The organism is Parapedobacter pyrenivorans (assembly GCF_014636865.1).
GTDB lineage: Bacteria > Bacteroidota > Bacteroidia > Sphingobacteriales > Sphingobacteriaceae > Parapedobacter > Parapedobacter pyrenivorans.
In genome coordinates, this window is sequence record NZ_BMER01000005.1 from 66,102 (window position 1) to 84,341 (window position 18,240).

The window sequence follows — 18,240 nt, forward strand, 5'->3', positions numbered from 1 at the left end:
ATCTATTCCTTCAATTTGTTGGTTCTTCGGCTTTCTCAGCAGTTTGTGCGGCGGTTGCTGCAGCAACCTGGGCCATGTATTTTGTTGCTTGCTCAACGCCCTTTTCAGCATCTTTATTAAGCTGGTCTGCCTCTTTGCGAAATTTGCTTTCCGGATAGTCGACAATAAAATTAGCATATAAATCCAAGACCTCGCTGAAACGTTCCTCCTGCCTTCTCGGGTGGCTTTGGTTGGCGTACAGGTATTGCGCTTTTATACTAAGGAACTCCATTTCTTCGGCGTATTTCGTGTCTGGAAATTCACGCAACACATTGTCGAAGGCAATCACCGCCGCCCTGTAGTCGTCCTGTAGCCCCATATCCAGATAGAGCTTGGCATTGGCAAACGCCTTGGCTTCCAATTTATCCCGAAGCTGTTGGATAAGGCCCGAGGCTTCTTTGGCGCGCTCGCTATCGGGATAAAGGTTAATAAATAGTTGGAGTGCTTCGATTGCCCGATAGGTATATTCCTGATCAAGCCCGGCTTTGGGCGATTCGAGAAAATAGCAATATGCACCCATATAACGGCACTCCTCGGCACGGGCACTGTTTGGATAGGTATCCGTAAATTGCTTGAAATGGAACCGCGCCGTGGTATAGTCGCGGAGGTTGTAGTTGGTATATGCCGTATAATAATACAGGTCTTCCGCTTCTGACTGGCCGCGGTATTTCACCATCAGATCATCGAATAGAATCAGTGCTTTGCTGTATTTTTTCTTGTTGTAATACTTTAACGCTTCCTGATATTTCTGAGCGATGTTATTGCTGGCTCGTAACTTTTCAAACTTGCTCTTACACCCGACAACCATCACGACCAAAAACAACCCGGCAACCCATGCCGCTATTCGCCTGTTTATAAACATTCTGCAAAGATAAGTGAATTTAAAATACCTGTCAATTAAATTTTTATGGTGCAAGATAGGGCGAAAATGACGGATGGCCAAGTGGTTTAACAGAGTTTAACAGATTGTAGAGCCGTTTTGAGAGACACGCCATTTATGATAAATTAAGAAAATATCCGTATCTTTACAGCTTTGTAATAATCATAAGGTTATGGAAATACGGGAAAGAGTAGAACAGGCTTTGGAGTCTATCCGGCCATATCTCGAGACAGACGGTGGTAATGTGAGTATTGAAGAGATTACGGCAGAAAACGTGGTGAGACTAAAGCTCTTGGGTTCCTGTGCTTCGTGCGCCATGAGCATCATGACATTCAAAGCGGGCTTGGAGCAAGCCATCAAGAAAGCCGTTCCGGAAATCACAGCCGTTGAGGCCATCAATATTACCGATATGGATGATCCGAGCGCGACAATGCCCATTCCGAGAATGAACGGGTAGGCATCCGGGGGATTTAACATTATTTAACGGGATGAAGAACTTCCGAATGTGTAGTTTTGTTGAATAATTATGGGGACAATCCGCAACATATTGGTTTTTTTGTTTACCATTGGGATGGTCGTGTCATCGTTGGCGCAGCAGAAAAAGCTCGTGCAGTTCAGTGGCGTCATCCACAACGCGGATACCAATGTGATCGTACCTTATGTAACGGTTACCAACCTTTCATTCGAAAACTACACCGTTACGGCCAATCATCAGGGGTACTTTTCATTCGTGGCGCATGAGGGCGACACGGTCCTTTTTACGTCCGTTGGCTACCGATCTACCCGTGTCGTTATTCCAAGGGTCAGGGAAGATAAGTACACTGCGATGGTAGACATGACTGCGGAAATCAAGGAGCTGCCTATGGTAACGCCTTATCCTTGGGCCAGTATCGACGAATTCAATATGGCGTTCATGTCGCTCGAGATCGCAGATGATGACATCGTTGTGGCGAAACGGAACCTTTCGCCTGAATCGTTGGCTGCACTGGCCGCCGTGACGCCCCGCAGCGCGGAGGAGATCCAGAGCTTCAGCGCCACGCAAAACCATATCAGCCTAAGCAACCAAGCCGTGAATCAGCGCATGGCCAATCCCTTGTTAAGCCCATTCGCTTGGGGTAACCTGATCAGACAGATTACAGAGGGGACTAAGAGCCGACAGCGGGGCAGGTGACGCTCAATTAAGACAAGCGCGCGGTCTGCTTGACGCTGAGTCGCGATGATACCAGTGAAATGACTGTAGAAATTGCAAAAACAGTCAGGAAAACCAGCACAAAGTCGCTTAACCGGATGTCCACCGGATAGACGTCGGTCACCAGGTTTTCGCCTTCGCCGAAACGGATCCAACCGAAATACTGTTGGGAAACACAGAAAAGGAGACCCAGAATCAGCCCGGCGAAACACCCTATCAGTGAGATCAACAAGCCCTCGTAAAAGAAAATCCGCCGTATAAGGCCATCGTTTGCGCCTAGACCCATCAATACCGAGATGTCTTTCTTCTTGTCAATGACGAGCATTGTAAGTGATCCTACGATATTGAAAAGCGCAATGATTCCAGTAAACGCAATGATGAAAAACACCGCCCATTTCTCTGTACGAACAATTTTATACAGCGTGGGATTCTGTTGTTCACGGGTTTTTACGATGTAAGCATCGCCTAGTCGTGCAGAAAGCTCGCGCTGTACGACAGCTACGTTGCTACCCTGCGCGAGGTTGATTTCTATGGCGGATACCTCTTCAAATTCGCCCAGGACTTCCCGCGCAAAATCCATGGGCACGATGAGCAGGTCGTCAAACTCCTGTTGGTATTCCAACACGCCCGCAGGCCGTATGGAACGCATGGTGAACTCTTCGGCCGGATTGATGCTTCCCGTTACCCCTTTGCGAGGAGAGAAGACCTCAATCATACGCGAACCATCGTTTATCGAAATACCCAATGTTCCCTGTACACGTGCACCGATTACCGCATAATCGGTGTCCCCATAGTGTAACGCAAAATGACCGTCCTGGAGCAAGGTATCCATCGATTGCGGCAGCGCATCGGCAATGGTAATGCCTTTGATTGTCGCAATATACTGGGCATCTCCATAACGCAGTAATACCCGCTCCTGCAGTACCTCGCGGTATGAGGTAACGGCGGGATGCTTCTTCAGGGCCAGCGCCGTAGTCGAATCCGACAAAAAGCCTTTGCCTTTTGCGGGCTCTATGCGGAGCTCGGGAGTGAATGCACTGTACATCGAAAATATCAGGTTTTCCAGACCATTATAAAACGACAAGATAATGATGAGTGACGCGCTGCTAACCAAGACACCAAGCACGCTGATGCCTGAAATGATATTGACGGCATTGACGGTCTTCTTGGAAAAAAGGTAGCGTTTGGCGAAGTACAAAGCAATGTTCATAGGCTACCCCCTTATAAACGGATTGGTGTTTTTTTCATGACCGATGGTTGTCTGCGGTCCGTGGCCAGGGTAAACGACGGTTTCCGCTGGTAGCAAATAGAGCTTATAAGCAATGCTATCCAGCAGTTGCTGGTGATTGCCCCCGGGTAAATCCGTACGGCCAATGCTCCCCTTGAAAAGCACATCGCCGCCGATCAGGAAATTCGCATCTCGGCTATAGAAGCACAGGTGAGCCGGGGAATGGCCCGGAGCAAAGATAAGTTCCAGGCCATGCTGGCCTAAGGAGACTGTGCCGGAAGACGGAAGGAATGTCTCGGCAATAGGCGATACGTCGTAGCGTATCCCCATTTGAGGCGCATAGTTTTGGACTTCCATAAGGAGCGGAAGCTCGCCCTCATGGAATTGCGGCAGTAAGCCGTATTGGTCGTAACAATACCGGTTGCCAAGCACGTGGTCGATGTGGCAATGGGTGTTGAGCAGCAACTCCGGCGTTAGGCCTTCTGCACGAATGAAATCGCTTAGTTGCTGTTCTTCATATGGGCCGTACATTCCAGGGTCTATGATCGCCGCGGAACCGGTATCGTCGTATAACAAATAGGTGTTTTCCTGATACGGATTGCAGACGAACGATTTGATATGGATCATAGTCGCAAAGGTAACGGTTTTTAGTTTGGAACCACTTTATTTCCAGCGTATGGATTGAATAAGCGTATCGATATCAGCCTTTATGAAATCCAGCACGGGCTGTATCGAATCCAGTCGAGGCTTTTCGTGGAAGTACAATGCGCCCCGCAGGTAATGACGGGTGCTATCGGTCACAAAAAACTGAATATTTGAGGCCGTATTCCCCTTAATGTCATATTTCAGTCCATATACATCGGCATCCGGACGGCTGATTCGCTGTTGATCGATGGCCGTAGCCCTAACCGTGTGGTTGAACGCAAATGTGCGGGCATCTTCTACCAATTCATTAAAGTTGTCGCGACCCGAAACCGGCATATAACTCAGGTGGATTCTGGCATTGAATTGCGGAAAATTGATATCCATCCAACACGGTTGGGCTTCGGCTGAACGGTCGGGCTCCTGCTGTGCATAGGCGGGAACGTCAAACACGAAGGGGCAGCCCGAGGACAAGGTGTCGTATTCTTTTTCGGGAAGTACAACACGGAAATAACCCCGAGGTTTTGGTGAGTAGTGTTGTGTGCATCCCCATACGCCGAACGTGAGGACCAAACTGAATAGGGACAATTGTTTGAAGCACCTCATTTGGTAGCCGTCCAAATTTCCCAGTTGCGCTCCGCCTGTAGCTCCAGCATTTCAAGACCGTTTTTAACGAGGGCTCCTTTTGCCTGTCCCCGCTTCAGAAATTCGGTCTTGGTAGGGTTATAGACGAGGTCGTAAAGGAGGTGGCGCTCGCTGAGGTAATCATAGGGTATATCGGGGCAGTCTATTACTGCCGGATAGGTACCCAGGGGGGTAGTATTGATGATGAGCGGATGGCCTTCGATGATACCCGCGTCCAATTGTGTGTAGGTATACTGTCCTTTCCCTGCCGACCGCGATACGATTGAGTGGGCGATTCCCAACTGGGTAAGCGCAAAAGTAACGGCTTTTGCCGCCCCGCCATTGCCAAGCACAAGAGCCGTATCATGTTCTGGCCGGAGGAGTGGCTTCAACGATTCCGCGAAACCGTACACATCGGTGTTGTACCCCGTCAACCGAGGTTCTCCGTTGGTTGGTCGATCGATACGAATGCAATTAACCGCAGCAATGGCTTCGGCCTCGGCAGACAGAGAATCGAGGAAATCCATGACGGCAATCTTGTATGGGATAGTCACGTTAACCCCCATCAACAGGGGGTTGTCGGCAATCAACCGTGGAAAGTCCGCAATGGAGGGGATGGCATATAATTCGTAGTTTACCCCGGTAATCTGCTGCCGGTCGATTTTGGCATCGTAGTATTTCTTTGAAAAGGAATGTGCCAGCGGAAAACCGATCAACCCAAATTTCTTCATGGTCAGATAAAATTGTGAAAGGTGTCGCCGCGCAAGCCCATGCGAGTGGTTTCCAACGCAATGATTTCGTTGGTATTGATGTTGCCCAGGTTGACGTTGGCTCCCACCAGATTGATGAAATATACTTGTTGCGATTTAAGGGGGGCCTCCCAGATAATTTTCTCGTTGGGGATTTCGTTGAGGATTTCGTCGACCAGTCCCTGCCTTACTTCGCCAGATTCGCGGTAGAGCCCCACGTTGCCACTTTCGCGTGACTCCGCAATCAGTCGCCACGATCCAGCCTCCAATTCAGCTTTCATGAGCGAGATCCATTTGTAAGGAGCCATTATCTTGGTGTTGTCCTTGGACCCCACCTCGGAAATCACGGTTACATGTTGCGATAGTTTGGCGATATATTCGCATTTTTCTTCATGGGGTAACGTGATGGAGCCATCCGATATTTCGGCGTACTCGAGTTTGTATTTTTCGATCACCCGGAGAAAATCGTCGAATTGATCCCGTACCACAAAAGCTTCGAACAAGGTACCGCCAAAATACGGGTGGACACCTGCTTCGTGATAAACAGCCAGTTTCTCTTCCAACTTGGGGATGATATAGGCGGTGGTCCACCCCAATTTCACGAAATCAATGTATTCGGCGCCCACAGCCACGAGGTCTTCTGCTTGCCTTACGCTTAACCCCTTGTCCATGACCATAGTTAACCCATTATTTCTTGGCTTTTGCGTTCGTGAAGGAACATTATTCAGCTGAAAATTCATCTATTTACTAATTGTTGTTGTCCGGCTAAAATGGAATATTATGGGCAAAAAAGCGGATAAAATCTGAAAAATTTCTGAAATCATGGCCCAATGCGCCCTGCTGAGTGTTCACACTTGCGGGGGTGCGGATTAGGGCATATACTTCTTGATAACCTCAGTAATCGCTTTGTTATCCCGCAGTTGCGGCAGGTATTCAAATAATACGGAATGCTTCCGAGGGTCCGCGGCAAGCCCCAGCTCGAGGTAGTTCAATGCCTCGTTGTATTTTCCTGCGGCGATCAGATAAGCGACCATGCGGTAATATAATTCCGCTCCGTCGGGATTGTTTTTGATCGCCTCGGCGATGGTTTCAATAGCCTTGTCCAGCTTGGCGCGTTCGTACAAAATAGAGGAATAATCAAGCCATGCCTCTAGGTCAACGGGATTGAGCTCCACGACTTTTTCATAAGCCAGTTCTGCCTCATCCAGCTGCTTGAGTTTATACCGCGCATCGGCGATGGCAAACCAATAGTCGGGGTTGTCCTGTTCGAGGTCGAGTGCTTTTTTATAAAAGTGCAACGACTCGAAATACCGCTCTTCATAGTCTAGCGTGACACCGATTCCAAACCAAGCATCCGCCAGCGTTACATCGATTTTGACCGCCTTTTTGTAATAGGACCTTGCCTCGTCCATTTGTTCCAGCTTCTCGTAGCATTCGCCTATGGCGCAGTAAGTCTCTGCTCCCGGCGGCTCATATTCAAAAGTCTGCCGGTATACTTCAATGGCCTCGCTGTATTTATCAAGGTTTACCAAGGCGTTTCCCTTATTGAAATAGGCAGAGGCAAAATTATCCTTGATCAATATCGCATAGTCGTACGCATCGATTGCCTCTTCGTAACGGTTTAATTTATGGTAAGCATTTCCCAGGTTGTACCATCCAGCATAGGAATAGGGATCATTATCGATATACTGCTTATAAAATCCGATGCTTTCATCCTGCTGGTCTAGCACATCGTAGCAGAAAGCCAACTCATATAGGGCATCCTGGTTTTCCATGTTTTGTTCCAGGCAGTGTTTGAGGTAGTGGATAGCCTGTTCGTAATCACCCTTGTTTTGGTGTAAAAGGGCGATTTGTAAATAAATATCGTCTGGATTTTCAGCAAGTTCCAGTGCTTTGTCGAGACTACGGAAAGCTTCGTCGTAGCGCTCCAAATTACCCAAAATACCGCCTTTGATGAGGTATATGTCACCCTCTGAAGGCTCCAGGGTCTCCGCTTTGTCCAACGCATCTAACGCGCGGCCAAACTGGTTGGTCACCGCAAAGAGCTGTGCCTGTTTGAGGTAAAAAACGGCCGCAAAAGGGTGTTGACTAACGGCATAATCGACTACCTGAAGGGCTTTGATGGGATCATTCTTATCCATATAGTAGTCAATAATCCCTTCGAAAGCCTGCGTATCAAAAAAGTATTGATCCTTATTGCGAATCATTTCTTCGTAACGTTCCACCGAAAATTTAGGATCCTCGGCAGGCCCATATTCGAAATCGTCTTCCATCTATACTCCTAATTTTAAGAACTAACACTTAGGCTTCCACCCTCATTTATCACAGCTACGTTTTGATGATAACAAAATAGGACTTGTTGGATGATATTGTCAACACAAGTTTTCAACAATTTAAAAAATCCGCCCGAAATCCATAGATAATCAACCAATTGCAATATAAATCGTTGTAGATAATCCGGCCAGATTCCGACAACGTTAATCTAATTTTTTGCCCGTTATCTACCATGTTGGTATCAAATAATGATGCAAAGATACACAATACTAATCGAAAAGCGTACCTTTGGGACACTGGACGTTTGATACCAGATGAACCAAAGAACCCCTTGAAGCATGAATCACCACATTGACATTTCTGGGATACTTGAGCGGCTATCGGTAAAGGCTGGGCATCGGGCATGCAGCACGGGAGCTGAGGCGGATAAGGTTGGCGGGGAAGTGAACATCGAGAGCGTATCGCCCGTTGATGGGATGCGGATAACGTCGGTGAAGCAAACCGCTACAGAAGATTACGATCGAGTGGTGACCGAGGCCACGGTCGCTTTTGCAAGTTGGCGCAGCGTCCCTGCTCCGCAGCGGGGTGAAGTAGTGCGGCAGTTCGGAGAGGCGTTGCGCAAGCAGAAGCAAGATTTGGGCACACTGGTTTCTTATGAAATGGGCAAAAGTTTACAAGAGGGCCTGGGCGAAGTGCAGGAAATGATTGATATCTGCGACTTTGCGGTGGGATTGAGTAGACAGCTTTATGGTCTCACGATGCCGTCCGAACGACCAAACCACCGGATGTATGAGCAATGGCATCCGCTTGGCGTAGTAGGTATTATCTCTGCATTCAATTTTCCTGTGGCGGTGTGGAGCTGGAATGCAGCCATTGCGTGGGTTTGTGGCAATGTATGTGTATGGAAGCCGTCGGAAAAGACACCGATTACGGCGGCGGCCTGCCAAACCATCATCGCGCGTGTTTTGGCCGAGAACAACCTACCGGAAGGAATATCGTCTTTGGTGCATGGAGGGAAGTCGCTGGGCGAACGGTTGGCTAATGATCACCGGATTGCACTGGTATCGGCCACCGGCTCTACACGGATGGGTAAATCGGTTTCTACCGCCGTGGCATCGCGATTGGGCAAAGCCATTCTGGAATTGGGGGGAAACAATGCAATGATCATTTCCGAGCACGCCGATCTCGACATTGCCTTGCCCGCGGCGGTCTTCGGTGCGGTAGGTACGGCTGGCCAACGCTGTACCTCTACTAGGCGACTGATCATCCACGAAGCGGTGTATGAGAAATTCAAAGCCCGACTCGTGAATGCCTATAAGCAGTTACGCATAGGTAATCCGCTGGACGAACACAATCATGTAGGCCCATTAATCGATCGGGACGCCGTGGCGAATTACGAAGCGGCCATTGCGAGATGCCAACGAGAGGGGGGCAATTTCGTCGTGAAGGGCGGTGTACTGGAAGGCGATGAATACGGTTCGGGGTGCTATGTCCGACCATGTATCGCCGAGGTGCCGCCCGATGCGGCCATCATTCAGACCGAAACTTTCGCCCCCATTCTATACATCATGAAATACCGCTCATTGGACGAGGCCATCCGTATACAGAATGATGTGCCGCAGGGCCTTTCTTCAGCGATCATGACGCTCAATCTTCGCGAGGCGGAGCAATTCCTCGCGGCCGGCGGATCTGATTGCGGTATCGCCAACGTAAACATCGGTACATCGGGAGCGGAAATCGGCGGTGCATTCGGTGGAGAGAAAGAAACCGGCGGCGGCCGTGAATCCGGATCGGATGCATGGAAGGCTTATATGCGCAGGCAAACCAATACCATCAATTATTCCGATAAGTTACCGTTGGCGCAGGGGATTAAGTTTGATTTTTAAGAATATAATCCGCTATTCCTGTGACTTGCCGCCAGCACCAATGTAAACGTTTGCATGATTGATAAAATGTTCTTACCTTAGCCTTTCCCCTTTTGAAGTAGATGCCAAATCGGGAGTAAATGCTAACAATCAACTTTACAAACGAATGAGTATACATTACGAATCCCGTTATGCGCTGGGGCCGACGGAAACCAAGCATTTGGATACAACGACACTGCGGCAGCATTTCCTGATTGAAACGGTTTTTACTGACGGTGAGATCCAGTTGGTATACACCCATTACGACCGTTACATCGCCGGCGGAGCGAAACCCGTGGACAAGCCGTTGAGGCTAGAAACCATTGACGCGTTGAAGGCGCCTTATTTTCTCGAAAGGCGCGAGCTGGGTATCATCAATGTAGGGGGCAATGGCCGAGTAACCGTAGATGGAACGGTATATACGCTGGGTTTCAAGGAGGCGCTGTATGTAGGCAAGGGCAGCGAAGAAGTCGTTTTTTCCAGTGATGACCGCGCGAATCCGGCCAAGTTCTACCTCAGTTCGGCGCCAGCGCACCACGCGTATCCCACCAAAAAGGTGACCAAAGCAGACGCAGAAGTCGTGGAACTGGGTAGCCTGGAGACCGCAAACCACCGTGTAATCAATAAATTACTAGTGGCCGGTGTAGTGGATACCTGCCAATTGCAGATGGGCATGACGGAGCTGAAAGCCGGGAGTGTCTGGAATACCATGCCTGCACATACACACGATCGCCGTATGGAGGTTTATTTTTATTTCGAGGTGCCCGAAGGACAGTCGGTGAGCCACTTTATGGGTCAGCCCCAGGAGACGCGCCACATCTGGATGCAGAATGAGCAAGCGGTCATCTCCCCACCGTGGTCGGTGCATGCCGGCGCGGGTACGAGCAATTATACCTTTATTTGGGGCATGGCTGGCGAAAATATGGATTATGGTGATATGGATGGCTGTGCGATTACCGAACTGAAATAACGAATAAGAAACGGCTATGAATCGGCTTTTAACAACACGCTGCGTGCTTCCATTGACGATCCTGGCGGTTGCCTGTGGTAACGACGAGCAATCCAAATCTATTGTCATTACCAATTCACTGGGTGTCGAACGACAGGAGCTGGTTGCAGTTCCGTATGCTGCGTTTGTGGACGCTTTCGGGTTGGACAGTGTATTTAAGGTTGTAGACGAGGCAAGCGGTACAGAGATTCCGTACCAGTTGGAAACCAAAGGGACCTCTGCCCCGCAGAACGTCCTGCTCTACGTATCGGTACCTGCTTCAGGTGATGCCGTTCTGATGGTTGAGAAATCAGCCCCCAACCCCACGGTTTCAAAGGCCTATGCGCGCTACGTGCCTGAACGCTATGACGACTTTGCATGGGAGAATGACGTGGTTGCTTTCCGGATGTATGGGAAGGCGTTGGAAGGTCGACCAGATGACGCGCAAGGTATTGACCTGTGGTCGAAACGAACCACAGGCCTGGTCGTCGATAAATGGTACGCCCATGGCGACTACCACACCGATCACGGTGAAGGTATGGACTATTATTCGGTCGGGATGACGCTGGGCGCTGGGGACATCGCACCTTTCCACGATGGGGAAGTTATTTACTCCAAGCACTACCGGGTACACGAGGTGTTGGATAATGGCCCGCTACGCACGACATTCCGTCTGGACTACGAGCCGTGGAATGTTGACGGAAAGACGGTCTCGGTAAGTAAGTTATACACCTTGGATGCTGGCTCGCAGCTGAATCGGGTGGAAGTGACGTACGCCATCGATGGAGACGGAACGCTTCCCGTGGCTGTTGGTATCTCGCGCAGGGCCGGAGAAGGCCGGCTTCTCCAGGAACAAGGCAGCGGGATACTCGGTTATTGGGAGCCTGAACAGGGCGAGTATGGTATAACGGGTGTGGGTGTGTTGCTGAGTGACGGACAGTTCGATCACTACGTCGACCAGCCGACCCAATATTTGGCATTACTCACAGCAACTGACGGCGAGCCCATTACCTATTACAATGGCGGAGCGTGGAACAAGGCCGGTAAAATCACCTCGTCCGAAGCATGGTTTGCTTATGTACGGGGGTTTAAAGAAAGACACGCATCGCCGTTAAACATAGAAATAAAATAACGGACGGATTTAAGAGTAAGGACAGTATAATGACAAATAGTTTATTCGATTTGACGGGAAAAGTCGCGCTGGTTACGGGTTGCAAACGCGGCATAGGTAAGGCGATAGCCGAGGCGTTGGCTGCTGCTGGCGCCGATATCATCGGTGTTTCGGCTTCGCTGGAACTGCAGGGAAGCGAAGTCTCCAAGGCAGTGGAAGCCACCGGACGGCGCTTTCATGCCTATCAGGCTGATTTTGGCGATCGAAATGCATTGTATGCATTTATCGAACAGGTAAAAGCGGCACACCCTCGCATCGATATCCTATTCAACAATGCCGGAATCATATTGCGTAAGCCTGCAGCGGAGCACCCGGATGATTATTGGGATCAAGTAATCGAGATCAACCAGAATGCCCAATTTATCCTTACGCGCGAGATCGGCAAGGAGATGGTAGCCCGCGGATCCGGAAAGATCGTATTCACGGCTTCCCTGCTCACGTTCCAGGGCGGCATCAACGTGCCGGGATATGCAGCATCAAAAGGCGCGGTTGGTCAGCTCACCAAGGCATTTGCCAATGAATGGGCATCCAAAGGTGTGAATGTGAATGCGATTGCGCCGGGCTATATCTCCACCGACAATACGGAGGCGCTACGTGCGGATGCAGACCGGAGTCGTTCGATTTTAGAACGCATTCCTGCCGGGCGTTGGGGCGAGCCGAAGGACTTCAAAGGGCCGGCGGTATTCCTAGCCTCTGATGCTGCGGCCTATGTGCATGGAACCACCCTGACCGTAGACGGCGGCTGGATGGGAAGGTGATTACCGGTATAACCCTTTATTTTCGATAAAGGCCAGCACACTGTCGGGCACGAAATAGCGAATATTCTTTCCGTTCTTCACGGCGTCGCGGATAAAGGTAGAAGAAAACTCCATCAAAGGGGTATCGGTTATCGTTATGGCAGGATGGTTTTCCAATTCGGGCGGCACTGGATAATCTGGCCGTGGATATACGAGGATTTGGTAGTCGCGTAAAATGATCTCGTAATTCTTCCACTTTTTCAGCGAGACGAGGTTGTCGGACCCCATAATGAGCACAAATTGTTTTTCAGGGTGTTTTTCGCGGAGGTTGATGAGGGTATCGATGGTATATGAGGGTTGCGGCAGGGAAAACTCAATGGTGCTACTGCGGATGTTTTCGGCATGTTCGAGGGCCAGGTTTGCCATCTCCAGCCGATCATACATATTGATAATCGTGTCTTTTTTCTTCAACGGATTATGAGGGGATACCACCAGCCACACCTCATCGAGGTCGGTGTGATTTGCCATATAATTGGCAATGATCAGATGACCGGTATGTATGGGATTGAATGACCCGAAAAACAATCCAGTTTTGGGCATGGCGTCAGTTATTTTTTTCAGACAGAAAGTCTACCATGAGTTGCTCGGCCGTTGCACAAGCTTTGTTGAGATCGTCGTTGTTAAGGATAACGTCAAACCGGTCGGCATATTGAAGTTCTTTTTGCGCCTTAGTAATGCGTTCCTGCAACTTTTCTTCGGAATCCGTACCTCGCCCACGTAGGCGCTCCTCCAGCACCTCCAATGATGGCGGCTGTACAAAAATCGCTAAAGCCTGCTCCCCAAATTTGCGTTTCAAATGCAGCCCACCCTCTACGTCGATATCGAAAATGACGTGCTTGCCGGTAGCCCATATACGTTCCACTTCGGAGCGTAGCGTACCATAGAACGTTCCAGAATAGACCTCTTCAAACTCGATAAATTCTTTTTTTGCTATCCGGTGCAGGAATTCTTCCTGGGATATGAAGTAATAATCTTTCCCATTCACTTCACCTTCGCGCGGGACACGTGTACTGGCAGATATCGAAAAGGAGATTTTTTCGGGATGTTTAGCCAACAGGTACTTTACAATGGTGGTTTTACCAGCACCCGACGGTGCAGAAAATATGATGAGTTTTCCTTCCATAGACTTACAGCACGTTCAGGAGTTGCTCCTTGATTTTCTCCAGTTCTTCCTTCATGCCCACTACCACTTGCTGGATCCCGGCATGGTTGGCTTTGGATCCCAACGTATTGATTTCTCTACCCATTTCCTGAGAAATGAAACCAAGCTTCTTCCCGTTCGCATCGGCCGCTTCGAGGGCTTGGAGGAAGTAATTGCAATGGCTGCGCAGGCGTACTTTTTCTTCCGTGATGTCCAACTTATCGATATAGAATATGAGTTCCTGTTCAAACCGGTTTTTATCCACATTTTCCTTGCCAACCGTTTCGTTTAGGTAATGGCTTATTCGATCACGGATAAGCGGAATCCGGTCGGTTTCTACCGACTCTACCTCGGTAAGTAAGCGCAAAATATCCTGGGTACGTGAAGAAAGGTCTTGCCTGAGCACTTCGCCCTCGTCGGCCCGGAACTGGTTGAGTTGCTTGACGGCCGCTTGGAATGCACTTAGGAGTAGCGCAGCCTCATCCTCATCGGCCTCATCTTCATTGTGTGTGACCACTTCAGGCATGTTGAGGGCAAGCTCAAAAAGGTTGCCGTTATTGTCGGTTTTCAGATCCTTCGCTATGGCTTCCAGTTGGCGGTAGTAGTTTTTGAGTAACTCTGCATTGATGGTGGCTGCAGCGGCCGTCTGGTCAACATACTCCACACTTACGGTAATGTTTACTTTACCCCGTTCGATTAACCTCGAGCACTCGCCCCTTAGCAGGAGCTCCTTGTCAGAAAACGCTTTTGGCAGTCGCAGGTTGAGTTCCAGGAACTTGGAATTCAAAGATTTGATCTCGACGGTATATTTTACCTTTTGGTTGTCTTTGGCACCTAAGCCATAGCCGGTCATGGATTTAATCATGCGCAAACTTAGATAAATTTACTCAAATTTTGCTATCGGACGGTCATTCCTTACCAATCATGCTTCGCGATAATCACGCACAGATAGGATTGGTAAGTACTGCCGGAAGGGGCGCGGACGAAGCCGATACCGATATCCTGCAGCGATGCATTCCACTCGTCCATACCGAGTAGATGCTTGCGATGACCAAATCCCGGGGAGTTCCTGCCGATAATCATTGCCTTTATCCCGTTGACAGCCGAAGAATGATTTGCACCTATGGATTCGAAATTGTTGGCATTCTTTCGTTTGAGCCAGTCGGGATTCAGGGTATAACCTGCGCGGCTGATGTGGTAATTCGGACCAAGGCCATCCGGATCCGTGTGGTCGAAATAATTACGCCGCGCCATGTCCATCGCCTTCGCCTCGGCTACGCTGGCAAGTTTAGCATTCCATCTTAAGGCAGTATGGGATATTTGGGAGCGGGAATTTAGGTGGAGCTCCCGTTGATATGCACGTGGATTCTGCCGGATCTTATTGAGTATTAAGAAGGCAGACCTGGCTTCCCCGCGGTCTATCTTCGGCCGATTTGGAGTAGGAATCGAGAAGGCTGAGAAAAGCCAAAAAGTAACGGCACATATCGCTATCCTTATTGTTGTAATCATTGTTATGATTACAGGCAAGGACTATGCCGATTTCCTGAATTTCTCTTTCGCGAATTCAAAAATAATAGGCAGGATAGAAAGGACGATAATCAGTAATACGACTTTGGAGAAATTATCCCGGATGATGGGTATATTACCCAGGAAATAACCAGCTAGGGTAATGCCTACAACCCATAAGAATGCCCCGACCACATTATAGGTTAGAAAGGTGCCGTAGTGCATTTTGCCAATTCCGCCGACAAATGGCGCCAGGGTTCTAACAATAGGGACAAAGCGGGCGATTACAATGGTTTTACTGCCGTACTTTGCGTAGAATGAATGCGTCTTTTCAATCTGCTCGTCTTTCACAACCTGTCTGCCGAAAAGCTTGAATTTGGTAATCCGCATCCCAAAGCGCTTTCCGATAGCATAATTGAGCGAATCCCCTGTTATTGCCGCGATCAACAAAATGATGATCATCAACCAGACATTTAATTCATTGGGTTGTGCAGCAAGCATTCCTGCGGCAAACAGCAATGAATCTCCCGGAAGGAAAGGCATCACGACCACACCGGTCTCTATAAAAATAATCAGGAATAGGATGAGGTAAGTCCACGTTTGGTAGTCATTGACAATCTCCAACAAATGCTGGTCGATGTGGAGAATGAAATCGATCAATGAGGTGATGAATTCCAACGCTATTAACCCATATTATTCAACATGACGGGCATCACCAACATCAGGATATCCTCATTTTCTTCGGATACGGCGGGGAGCAGTAGCCCGGCTCGGTTTGGTGTGCTCATCTCGATGACCACCTCCTCGCTATCCAGGTTGGTTAGCATCTCCACCAGGAATTTGGCGTTGAAACCGATTTCCATATCGTCACCTTCGAACTGGCAGCTGAGCCGCTCGTGCGCTTCATTTGAGAAGTCTAGGTCTTCGGCAGAGATATGGAGCTCGCTTCCCGAGATTTTGAGCCGTACCTGATGCGTGGTTTTGTTAGCAAAGATGACCACGCGGCGGAGCGAATTCAGGAAAACATGGCGGCCCAGCGTGAGCTTATTCGGGTTTACCTGAGGGATGACTGCTTCATAATCGGGGTAGCGCTCATCAATCAGCCGACAGATCAGATGGATACTGCCGAATTTGAAAAACGCGTTTGTGCTGTTATACTCCACGGATACAGCGGTGTCTTCCATGGGTAACGACGACTTTAACAGCGACAACGCTTTTTTCGGTAAAATCAACGACGTTGGTTTTTGGCTGCTAATGTCATTGCGGCGATAGCGTACCAATTTATGCGCATCGGTAGCTACGAAGGTGGCTGACTGTTCGGACAATTGTACCAGCACGCCAGACATCGCCGGGCGTAGCTCATCATTACTTACCGCAAAAATGGTTTTGTTTATAGCCTCGGCCAAAACAGAAGCAGGTATCGTTACGGATGAAGCATTATCCACTACGGGAATTTTAGGAAAGTCATCCGCATTTTCGCCACTGAGCTTGTATTTGCCATCTCCGGCACTGATCTCAATCGCCAGTGTGGCGGTATCTACCGAAAAAGCGACGGGCTGATCAGGCAGTGTCTTAAGCGTTTCTATCAGTATTTTGGAGGGCATGGCTACGCGGCCCTCTTCCTTGGCTTCAATGGGTAGCGAGGTAACCATGCTGGTTTGCAGGTCTGTGGCTGAAATGGTCAGGACATTGTCCTTGATTTCAAACAGGAAATTTTCCAATATTGGGAGCACGGTACTGCTGCTTGATGCTCCGCTGATTGCCTGTAGTTGTTTTAATAATATTGAAGTAGAAACAATGAATCTCATGTCCGAAATAATATTACGTGCAATGATAAGGAAAAGATTTGGGATTCGGGAAATGAGTTTTTAAACAAAAAGCCCAATTATTTTGTTATTAACATAGGACAAACGATTTTGCGCTATGGAAACGAATGGTCACCACACGGATAAGGAGGGGAATCCCCAACCGGAGGAAAATTATGCGGCTCACCAGGAGAATCCTGCCCCGTCACCAGAGGCGATAAAGGAACCGAATGACAGGCCCGCCAGCAATATGATTTGGCTGGCGGTTATCTTGGCCATCGTCATTATGGGCCTTATTTATTTCTTTTTTATTTTTTAGGTAGACCGGCCGGGTTTACTGGGTTTAACGGTAAGATGTTGGCTAAGGGCAAGGCTTGAGAATGGCTTTGGCTACGACTCCGGTCTGGAGGTCTGTAGCTTCCATGGTTATGTCTTACGTGTATGTGCACGGTACCCAATTTTTGTTCCTGACTTTACCGTTAGCAGGCTTTACTCAGAGAAGGTCAGCTTTCGGACAATGAAACAGCCCATTCACTCATTTGAACGCTGCCCGCTATCCAAATAACTATTTTTGTAAACTAATTGCAATGTATATAAGTTTATAGTTAACTTTGGGCGCCGACAAATTTACGTTATGAAAAGCATCTCCTTGCCTATGTGGTTCGTCAATGTTCCTCCGGTCTGGTATTTTTCGGGGACTTGCCCGGTAAGTTGCATTCGTGCTGTGGCTCATCGTAAAAATATACCTGTTTTGGTGTATTGTCGATCTGTTCTGTGTTTCGGACATTAGCCTTAAATATTGACTGCTATGAAGACAGTTTTACTTGCCTGTGGCTTTTTTTGTTGCGCCGTAATTCCAGCACATTCACAGGACCTTGTTCGTCAGGCTGTAGCCAACGCTGGCCACAGCGCGACGGTTGGCTATACCATCTTTCAATATACGATCGGCGAGCCGGTGGTGGCTACGCTAAGTGCCGGCGATTTACTGCTTACGCAGGGCTTCCAGCAGCCGGAAGTGGCCGGGCCGATCAAGGCACCGGAGGCTCCTTTTGTTTCGGACCTTATCGTCTACCCCAATCCCGCTGCTGAGTTTACGAACTTGGAGTTCGATTTGCTCCAGGATGGCCGGGTGGTGTTCATGTTGGTCAATAATGCCGGGCAAGTGGTGTTTACCGAAACAAGCCAGATGCTGGCCGGCCGGCTGAAATACACTATGGCGCTCAGCAACTATGCTTCAGGCCTGTATTACCTGGTGATCCGCACGGCGTATCGGACCTATACGGAAAAATTAGTTATCCAATAA

The 18,240-nt window shown here is 49.0% G+C and carries 21 protein-coding genes; 8 read left to right on the forward strand and 13 right to left on the reverse strand.

What is annotated here, in order from left to right; all coding sequences use genetic code 11:
- Positions 1-10 precede the first annotated feature (10 nt).
- A complete protein-coding gene (locus IEV98_RS19450; RefSeq protein WP_188507707.1) occupies positions 11-901 on the reverse strand; it encodes an outer membrane protein assembly factor BamD in 891 nt (296 codons plus the stop codon).
- Between the two features lie 190 nt (positions 902-1,091).
- Between IEV98_RS19450 and IEV98_RS19455 the strand changes: the two genes are divergently transcribed.
- The gene (locus IEV98_RS19455; RefSeq protein WP_188507708.1) at positions 1,092-1,376 is read left to right on the forward strand and encodes a NifU family protein; all 285 of its coding nucleotides are present in this window, start codon (positions 1,092-1,094) and stop codon (positions 1,374-1,376) included.
- 69 nt (positions 1,377-1,445) lie between these two features.
- On the forward strand, positions 1,446-2,090 hold the full coding sequence (locus IEV98_RS19460) for a hypothetical protein (protein ID WP_188507709.1): 645 nt from the start codon (positions 1,446-1,448) through the stop codon (positions 2,088-2,090).
- Between the two features lie 7 nt (positions 2,091-2,097).
- Here the strand turns inward: IEV98_RS19460 and IEV98_RS19465 are convergent, their stop codons facing one another.
- The 6 genes from IEV98_RS19465 to IEV98_RS19490 all read right to left on the reverse strand — a co-directional run bounded on the left by IEV98_RS19465 (position 2,098) and on the right by IEV98_RS19490 (position 7,624).
- The gene (locus tag IEV98_RS19465) at positions 2,098-3,318 is read right to left on the reverse strand and encodes an ABC transporter permease (protein WP_188507710.1); all 1,221 of its coding nucleotides are present in this window, start codon (positions 3,316-3,318) and stop codon (positions 2,098-2,100) included.
- 3 nt (positions 3,319-3,321) lie between these two features.
- The gene (locus IEV98_RS19470) at positions 3,322-3,963 is read right to left on the reverse strand and encodes an MBL fold metallo-hydrolase (protein ID WP_188507711.1); all 642 of its coding nucleotides are present in this window, start codon (positions 3,961-3,963) and stop codon (positions 3,322-3,324) included.
- A gap of 36 nt (positions 3,964-3,999) precedes the next feature.
- Positions 4,000-4,584, reverse strand: a complete 585-nt coding sequence (gldD, locus tag IEV98_RS19475; protein WP_188507712.1) for a gliding motility lipoprotein GldD — start codon at positions 4,582-4,584, stop codon at positions 4,000-4,002.
- Positions 4,581-5,333 (reverse strand): shikimate dehydrogenase family protein, encoded by a 753-nt coding sequence (locus IEV98_RS19480; RefSeq protein WP_188507713.1) that lies wholly within the window; start codon positions 5,331-5,333, stop codon positions 4,581-4,583. Before IEV98_RS19480 ends, gldD begins: the two co-directional genes overlap by 4 nt.
- 2 nt (positions 5,334-5,335) lie before the next feature.
- Positions 5,336-6,091: a phosphosulfolactate synthase gene (locus tag IEV98_RS19485; protein WP_188507714.1), complete on the reverse strand. Its 756-nt coding sequence runs from the start codon at positions 6,089-6,091 to the stop codon at positions 5,336-5,338.
- 129 nt (positions 6,092-6,220) lie between these two features.
- Complete coding sequence (locus IEV98_RS19490; RefSeq protein WP_188507715.1) at positions 6,221-7,624, reverse strand: tetratricopeptide repeat protein; 1,404 nt, start codon at positions 7,622-7,624, stop codon at positions 6,221-6,223.
- A 339-nt stretch (positions 7,625-7,963) separates the two neighbouring features.
- Here IEV98_RS19490 and amaB point away from each other — a divergent pair, with 339 nt between their 5' ends.
- The 4 genes from amaB to IEV98_RS19510 all read left to right on the forward strand — a co-directional run bounded on the left by amaB (position 7,964) and on the right by IEV98_RS19510 (position 12,446).
- Positions 7,964-9,511, forward strand: a complete 1,548-nt coding sequence (gene amaB / locus IEV98_RS19495) for an L-piperidine-6-carboxylate dehydrogenase (protein WP_188507716.1) — start codon at positions 7,964-7,966, stop codon at positions 9,509-9,511.
- 145 nt (positions 9,512-9,656) lie between these two features.
- Positions 9,657-10,499 (forward strand): 5-dehydro-4-deoxy-D-glucuronate isomerase, encoded by an 843-nt coding sequence (gene kduI / locus IEV98_RS19500; protein WP_188507717.1) that lies wholly within the window; start codon positions 9,657-9,659, stop codon positions 10,497-10,499.
- 16 nt (positions 10,500-10,515) lie between these two features.
- Positions 10,516-11,649, forward strand: coding sequence for a BT3233 family polysaccharide utilization protein (locus IEV98_RS19505; RefSeq protein WP_188507718.1), 1,134 nt, complete (start codon positions 10,516-10,518; stop codon positions 11,647-11,649).
- A 29-nt stretch (positions 11,650-11,678) separates the two neighbouring features.
- Positions 11,679-12,446, forward strand: coding sequence for an SDR family NAD(P)-dependent oxidoreductase (locus IEV98_RS19510; protein WP_188507719.1), 768 nt, complete (start codon positions 11,679-11,681; stop codon positions 12,444-12,446).
- Here IEV98_RS19510 and nadD read toward each other — a convergent pair whose 3' ends face one another.
- Genes nadD through dnaN form a run of 6 tightly spaced genes read right to left on the reverse strand, consistent with a single transcriptional unit; the run spans position 12,447 to position 16,940 of the window.
- Positions 12,447-13,025, reverse strand: coding sequence for a nicotinate (nicotinamide) nucleotide adenylyltransferase (gene nadD / locus IEV98_RS19515; protein ID WP_188507720.1), 579 nt, complete (start codon positions 13,023-13,025; stop codon positions 12,447-12,449). It abuts the gene before it with no gap.
- 4 nt (positions 13,026-13,029) lie between these two features.
- Positions 13,030-13,608, reverse strand: a complete 579-nt coding sequence (gene gmk / locus IEV98_RS19520) for a guanylate kinase (protein ID WP_188507721.1) — start codon at positions 13,606-13,608, stop codon at positions 13,030-13,032.
- 4 nt (positions 13,609-13,612) lie between these two features.
- Positions 13,613-14,491 carry a YicC/YloC family endoribonuclease gene (locus IEV98_RS19525; protein WP_188507722.1) on the reverse strand — a complete coding sequence of 293 codons (879 nt, stop codon included), beginning with the start codon at positions 14,489-14,491 and terminating at the stop codon, positions 13,613-13,615.
- Between the two features lie 50 nt (positions 14,492-14,541).
- A complete protein-coding gene (locus IEV98_RS19530; protein WP_188507723.1) occupies positions 14,542-15,135 on the reverse strand; it encodes a CAP domain-containing protein in 594 nt (197 codons plus the stop codon).
- Between the two features lie 21 nt (positions 15,136-15,156).
- Positions 15,157-15,810, reverse strand: coding sequence for a DedA family protein (locus IEV98_RS19535; protein ID WP_188507724.1), 654 nt, complete (start codon positions 15,808-15,810; stop codon positions 15,157-15,159).
- A gap of 5 nt (positions 15,811-15,815) precedes the next feature.
- Positions 15,816-16,940 (reverse strand): DNA polymerase III subunit beta, encoded by a 1,125-nt coding sequence (gene dnaN, locus IEV98_RS19540; protein ID WP_188507725.1) that lies wholly within the window; start codon positions 16,938-16,940, stop codon positions 15,816-15,818.
- Between the two features lie 115 nt (positions 16,941-17,055).
- Between dnaN and IEV98_RS19545 the strand changes: the two genes are divergently transcribed.
- Positions 17,056-17,256 carry a hypothetical protein gene (locus IEV98_RS19545; protein ID WP_188507726.1) on the forward strand — a complete coding sequence of 67 codons (201 nt, stop codon included), beginning with the start codon at positions 17,056-17,058 and terminating at the stop codon, positions 17,254-17,256.
- 489 nt (positions 17,257-17,745) lie between these two features.
- The gene (locus tag IEV98_RS19550) at positions 17,746-18,240 is read left to right on the forward strand and encodes a T9SS type A sorting domain-containing protein (RefSeq protein WP_188507727.1); all 495 of its coding nucleotides are present in this window, start codon (positions 17,746-17,748) and stop codon (positions 18,238-18,240) included.

Coding starts and splice junctions, on each gene's coding strand:
- IEV98_RS19450 (WP_188507707.1), bottom strand. CDS start 901: ATGTTTATAAACAGGCGAATAGCGGCATGGGTTGCCGGGTTGTTTTTG.
- IEV98_RS19455 (WP_188507708.1), top strand. CDS start 1,092: ATGGAAATACGGGAAAGAGTAGAACAGGCTTTGGAGTCTATCCGGCCA.
- IEV98_RS19460 (WP_188507709.1), top strand. CDS start 1,446: ATGGGGACAATCCGCAACATATTGGTTTTTTTGTTTACCATTGGGATG.
- IEV98_RS19465 (WP_188507710.1), bottom strand. CDS start 3,318: ATGAACATTGCTTTGTACTTCGCCAAACGCTACCTTTTTTCCAAGAAG.
- IEV98_RS19470 (WP_188507711.1), bottom strand. CDS start 3,963: ATGATCCATATCAAATCGTTCGTCTGCAATCCGTATCAGGAAAACACC.
- gldD (WP_188507712.1), bottom strand. CDS start 4,584: ATGAGGTGCTTCAAACAATTGTCCCTATTCAGTTTGGTCCTCACGTTC.
- IEV98_RS19480 (WP_188507713.1), bottom strand. CDS start 5,333: ATGAAGAAATTTGGGTTGATCGGTTTTCCGCTGGCACATTCCTTTTCA.
- IEV98_RS19485 (WP_188507714.1), bottom strand. CDS start 6,091: ATGAATTTTCAGCTGAATAATGTTCCTTCACGAACGCAAAAGCCAAGA.
- IEV98_RS19490 (WP_188507715.1), bottom strand. CDS start 7,624: ATGGAAGACGATTTCGAATATGGGCCTGCCGAGGATCCTAAATTTTCG.
- amaB (WP_188507716.1), top strand. CDS start 7,964: ATGAATCACCACATTGACATTTCTGGGATACTTGAGCGGCTATCGGTA.
- kduI (WP_188507717.1), top strand. CDS start 9,657: ATGAGTATACATTACGAATCCCGTTATGCGCTGGGGCCGACGGAAACC.
- IEV98_RS19505 (WP_188507718.1), top strand. CDS start 10,516: ATGAATCGGCTTTTAACAACACGCTGCGTGCTTCCATTGACGATCCTG.
- IEV98_RS19510 (WP_188507719.1), top strand. CDS start 11,679: ATGACAAATAGTTTATTCGATTTGACGGGAAAAGTCGCGCTGGTTACG.
- nadD (WP_188507720.1), bottom strand. CDS start 13,025: ATGCCCAAAACTGGATTGTTTTTCGGGTCATTCAATCCCATACATACC.
- gmk (WP_188507721.1), bottom strand. CDS start 13,608: ATGGAAGGAAAACTCATCATATTTTCTGCACCGTCGGGTGCTGGTAAA.
- IEV98_RS19525 (WP_188507722.1), bottom strand. CDS start 14,491: ATGATTAAATCCATGACCGGCTATGGCTTAGGTGCCAAAGACAACCAA.
- IEV98_RS19530 (WP_188507723.1), bottom strand. CDS start 15,135: ATGATTACAACAATAAGGATAGCGATATGTGCCGTTACTTTTTGGCTT.
- dnaN (WP_188507725.1), bottom strand. CDS start 16,940: ATGAGATTCATTGTTTCTACTTCAATATTATTAAAACAACTACAGGCA.
- IEV98_RS19545 (WP_188507726.1), top strand. CDS start 17,056: ATGGAAACGAATGGTCACCACACGGATAAGGAGGGGAATCCCCAACCG.
- IEV98_RS19550 (WP_188507727.1), top strand. CDS start 17,746: ATGAAGACAGTTTTACTTGCCTGTGGCTTTTTTTGTTGCGCCGTAATT.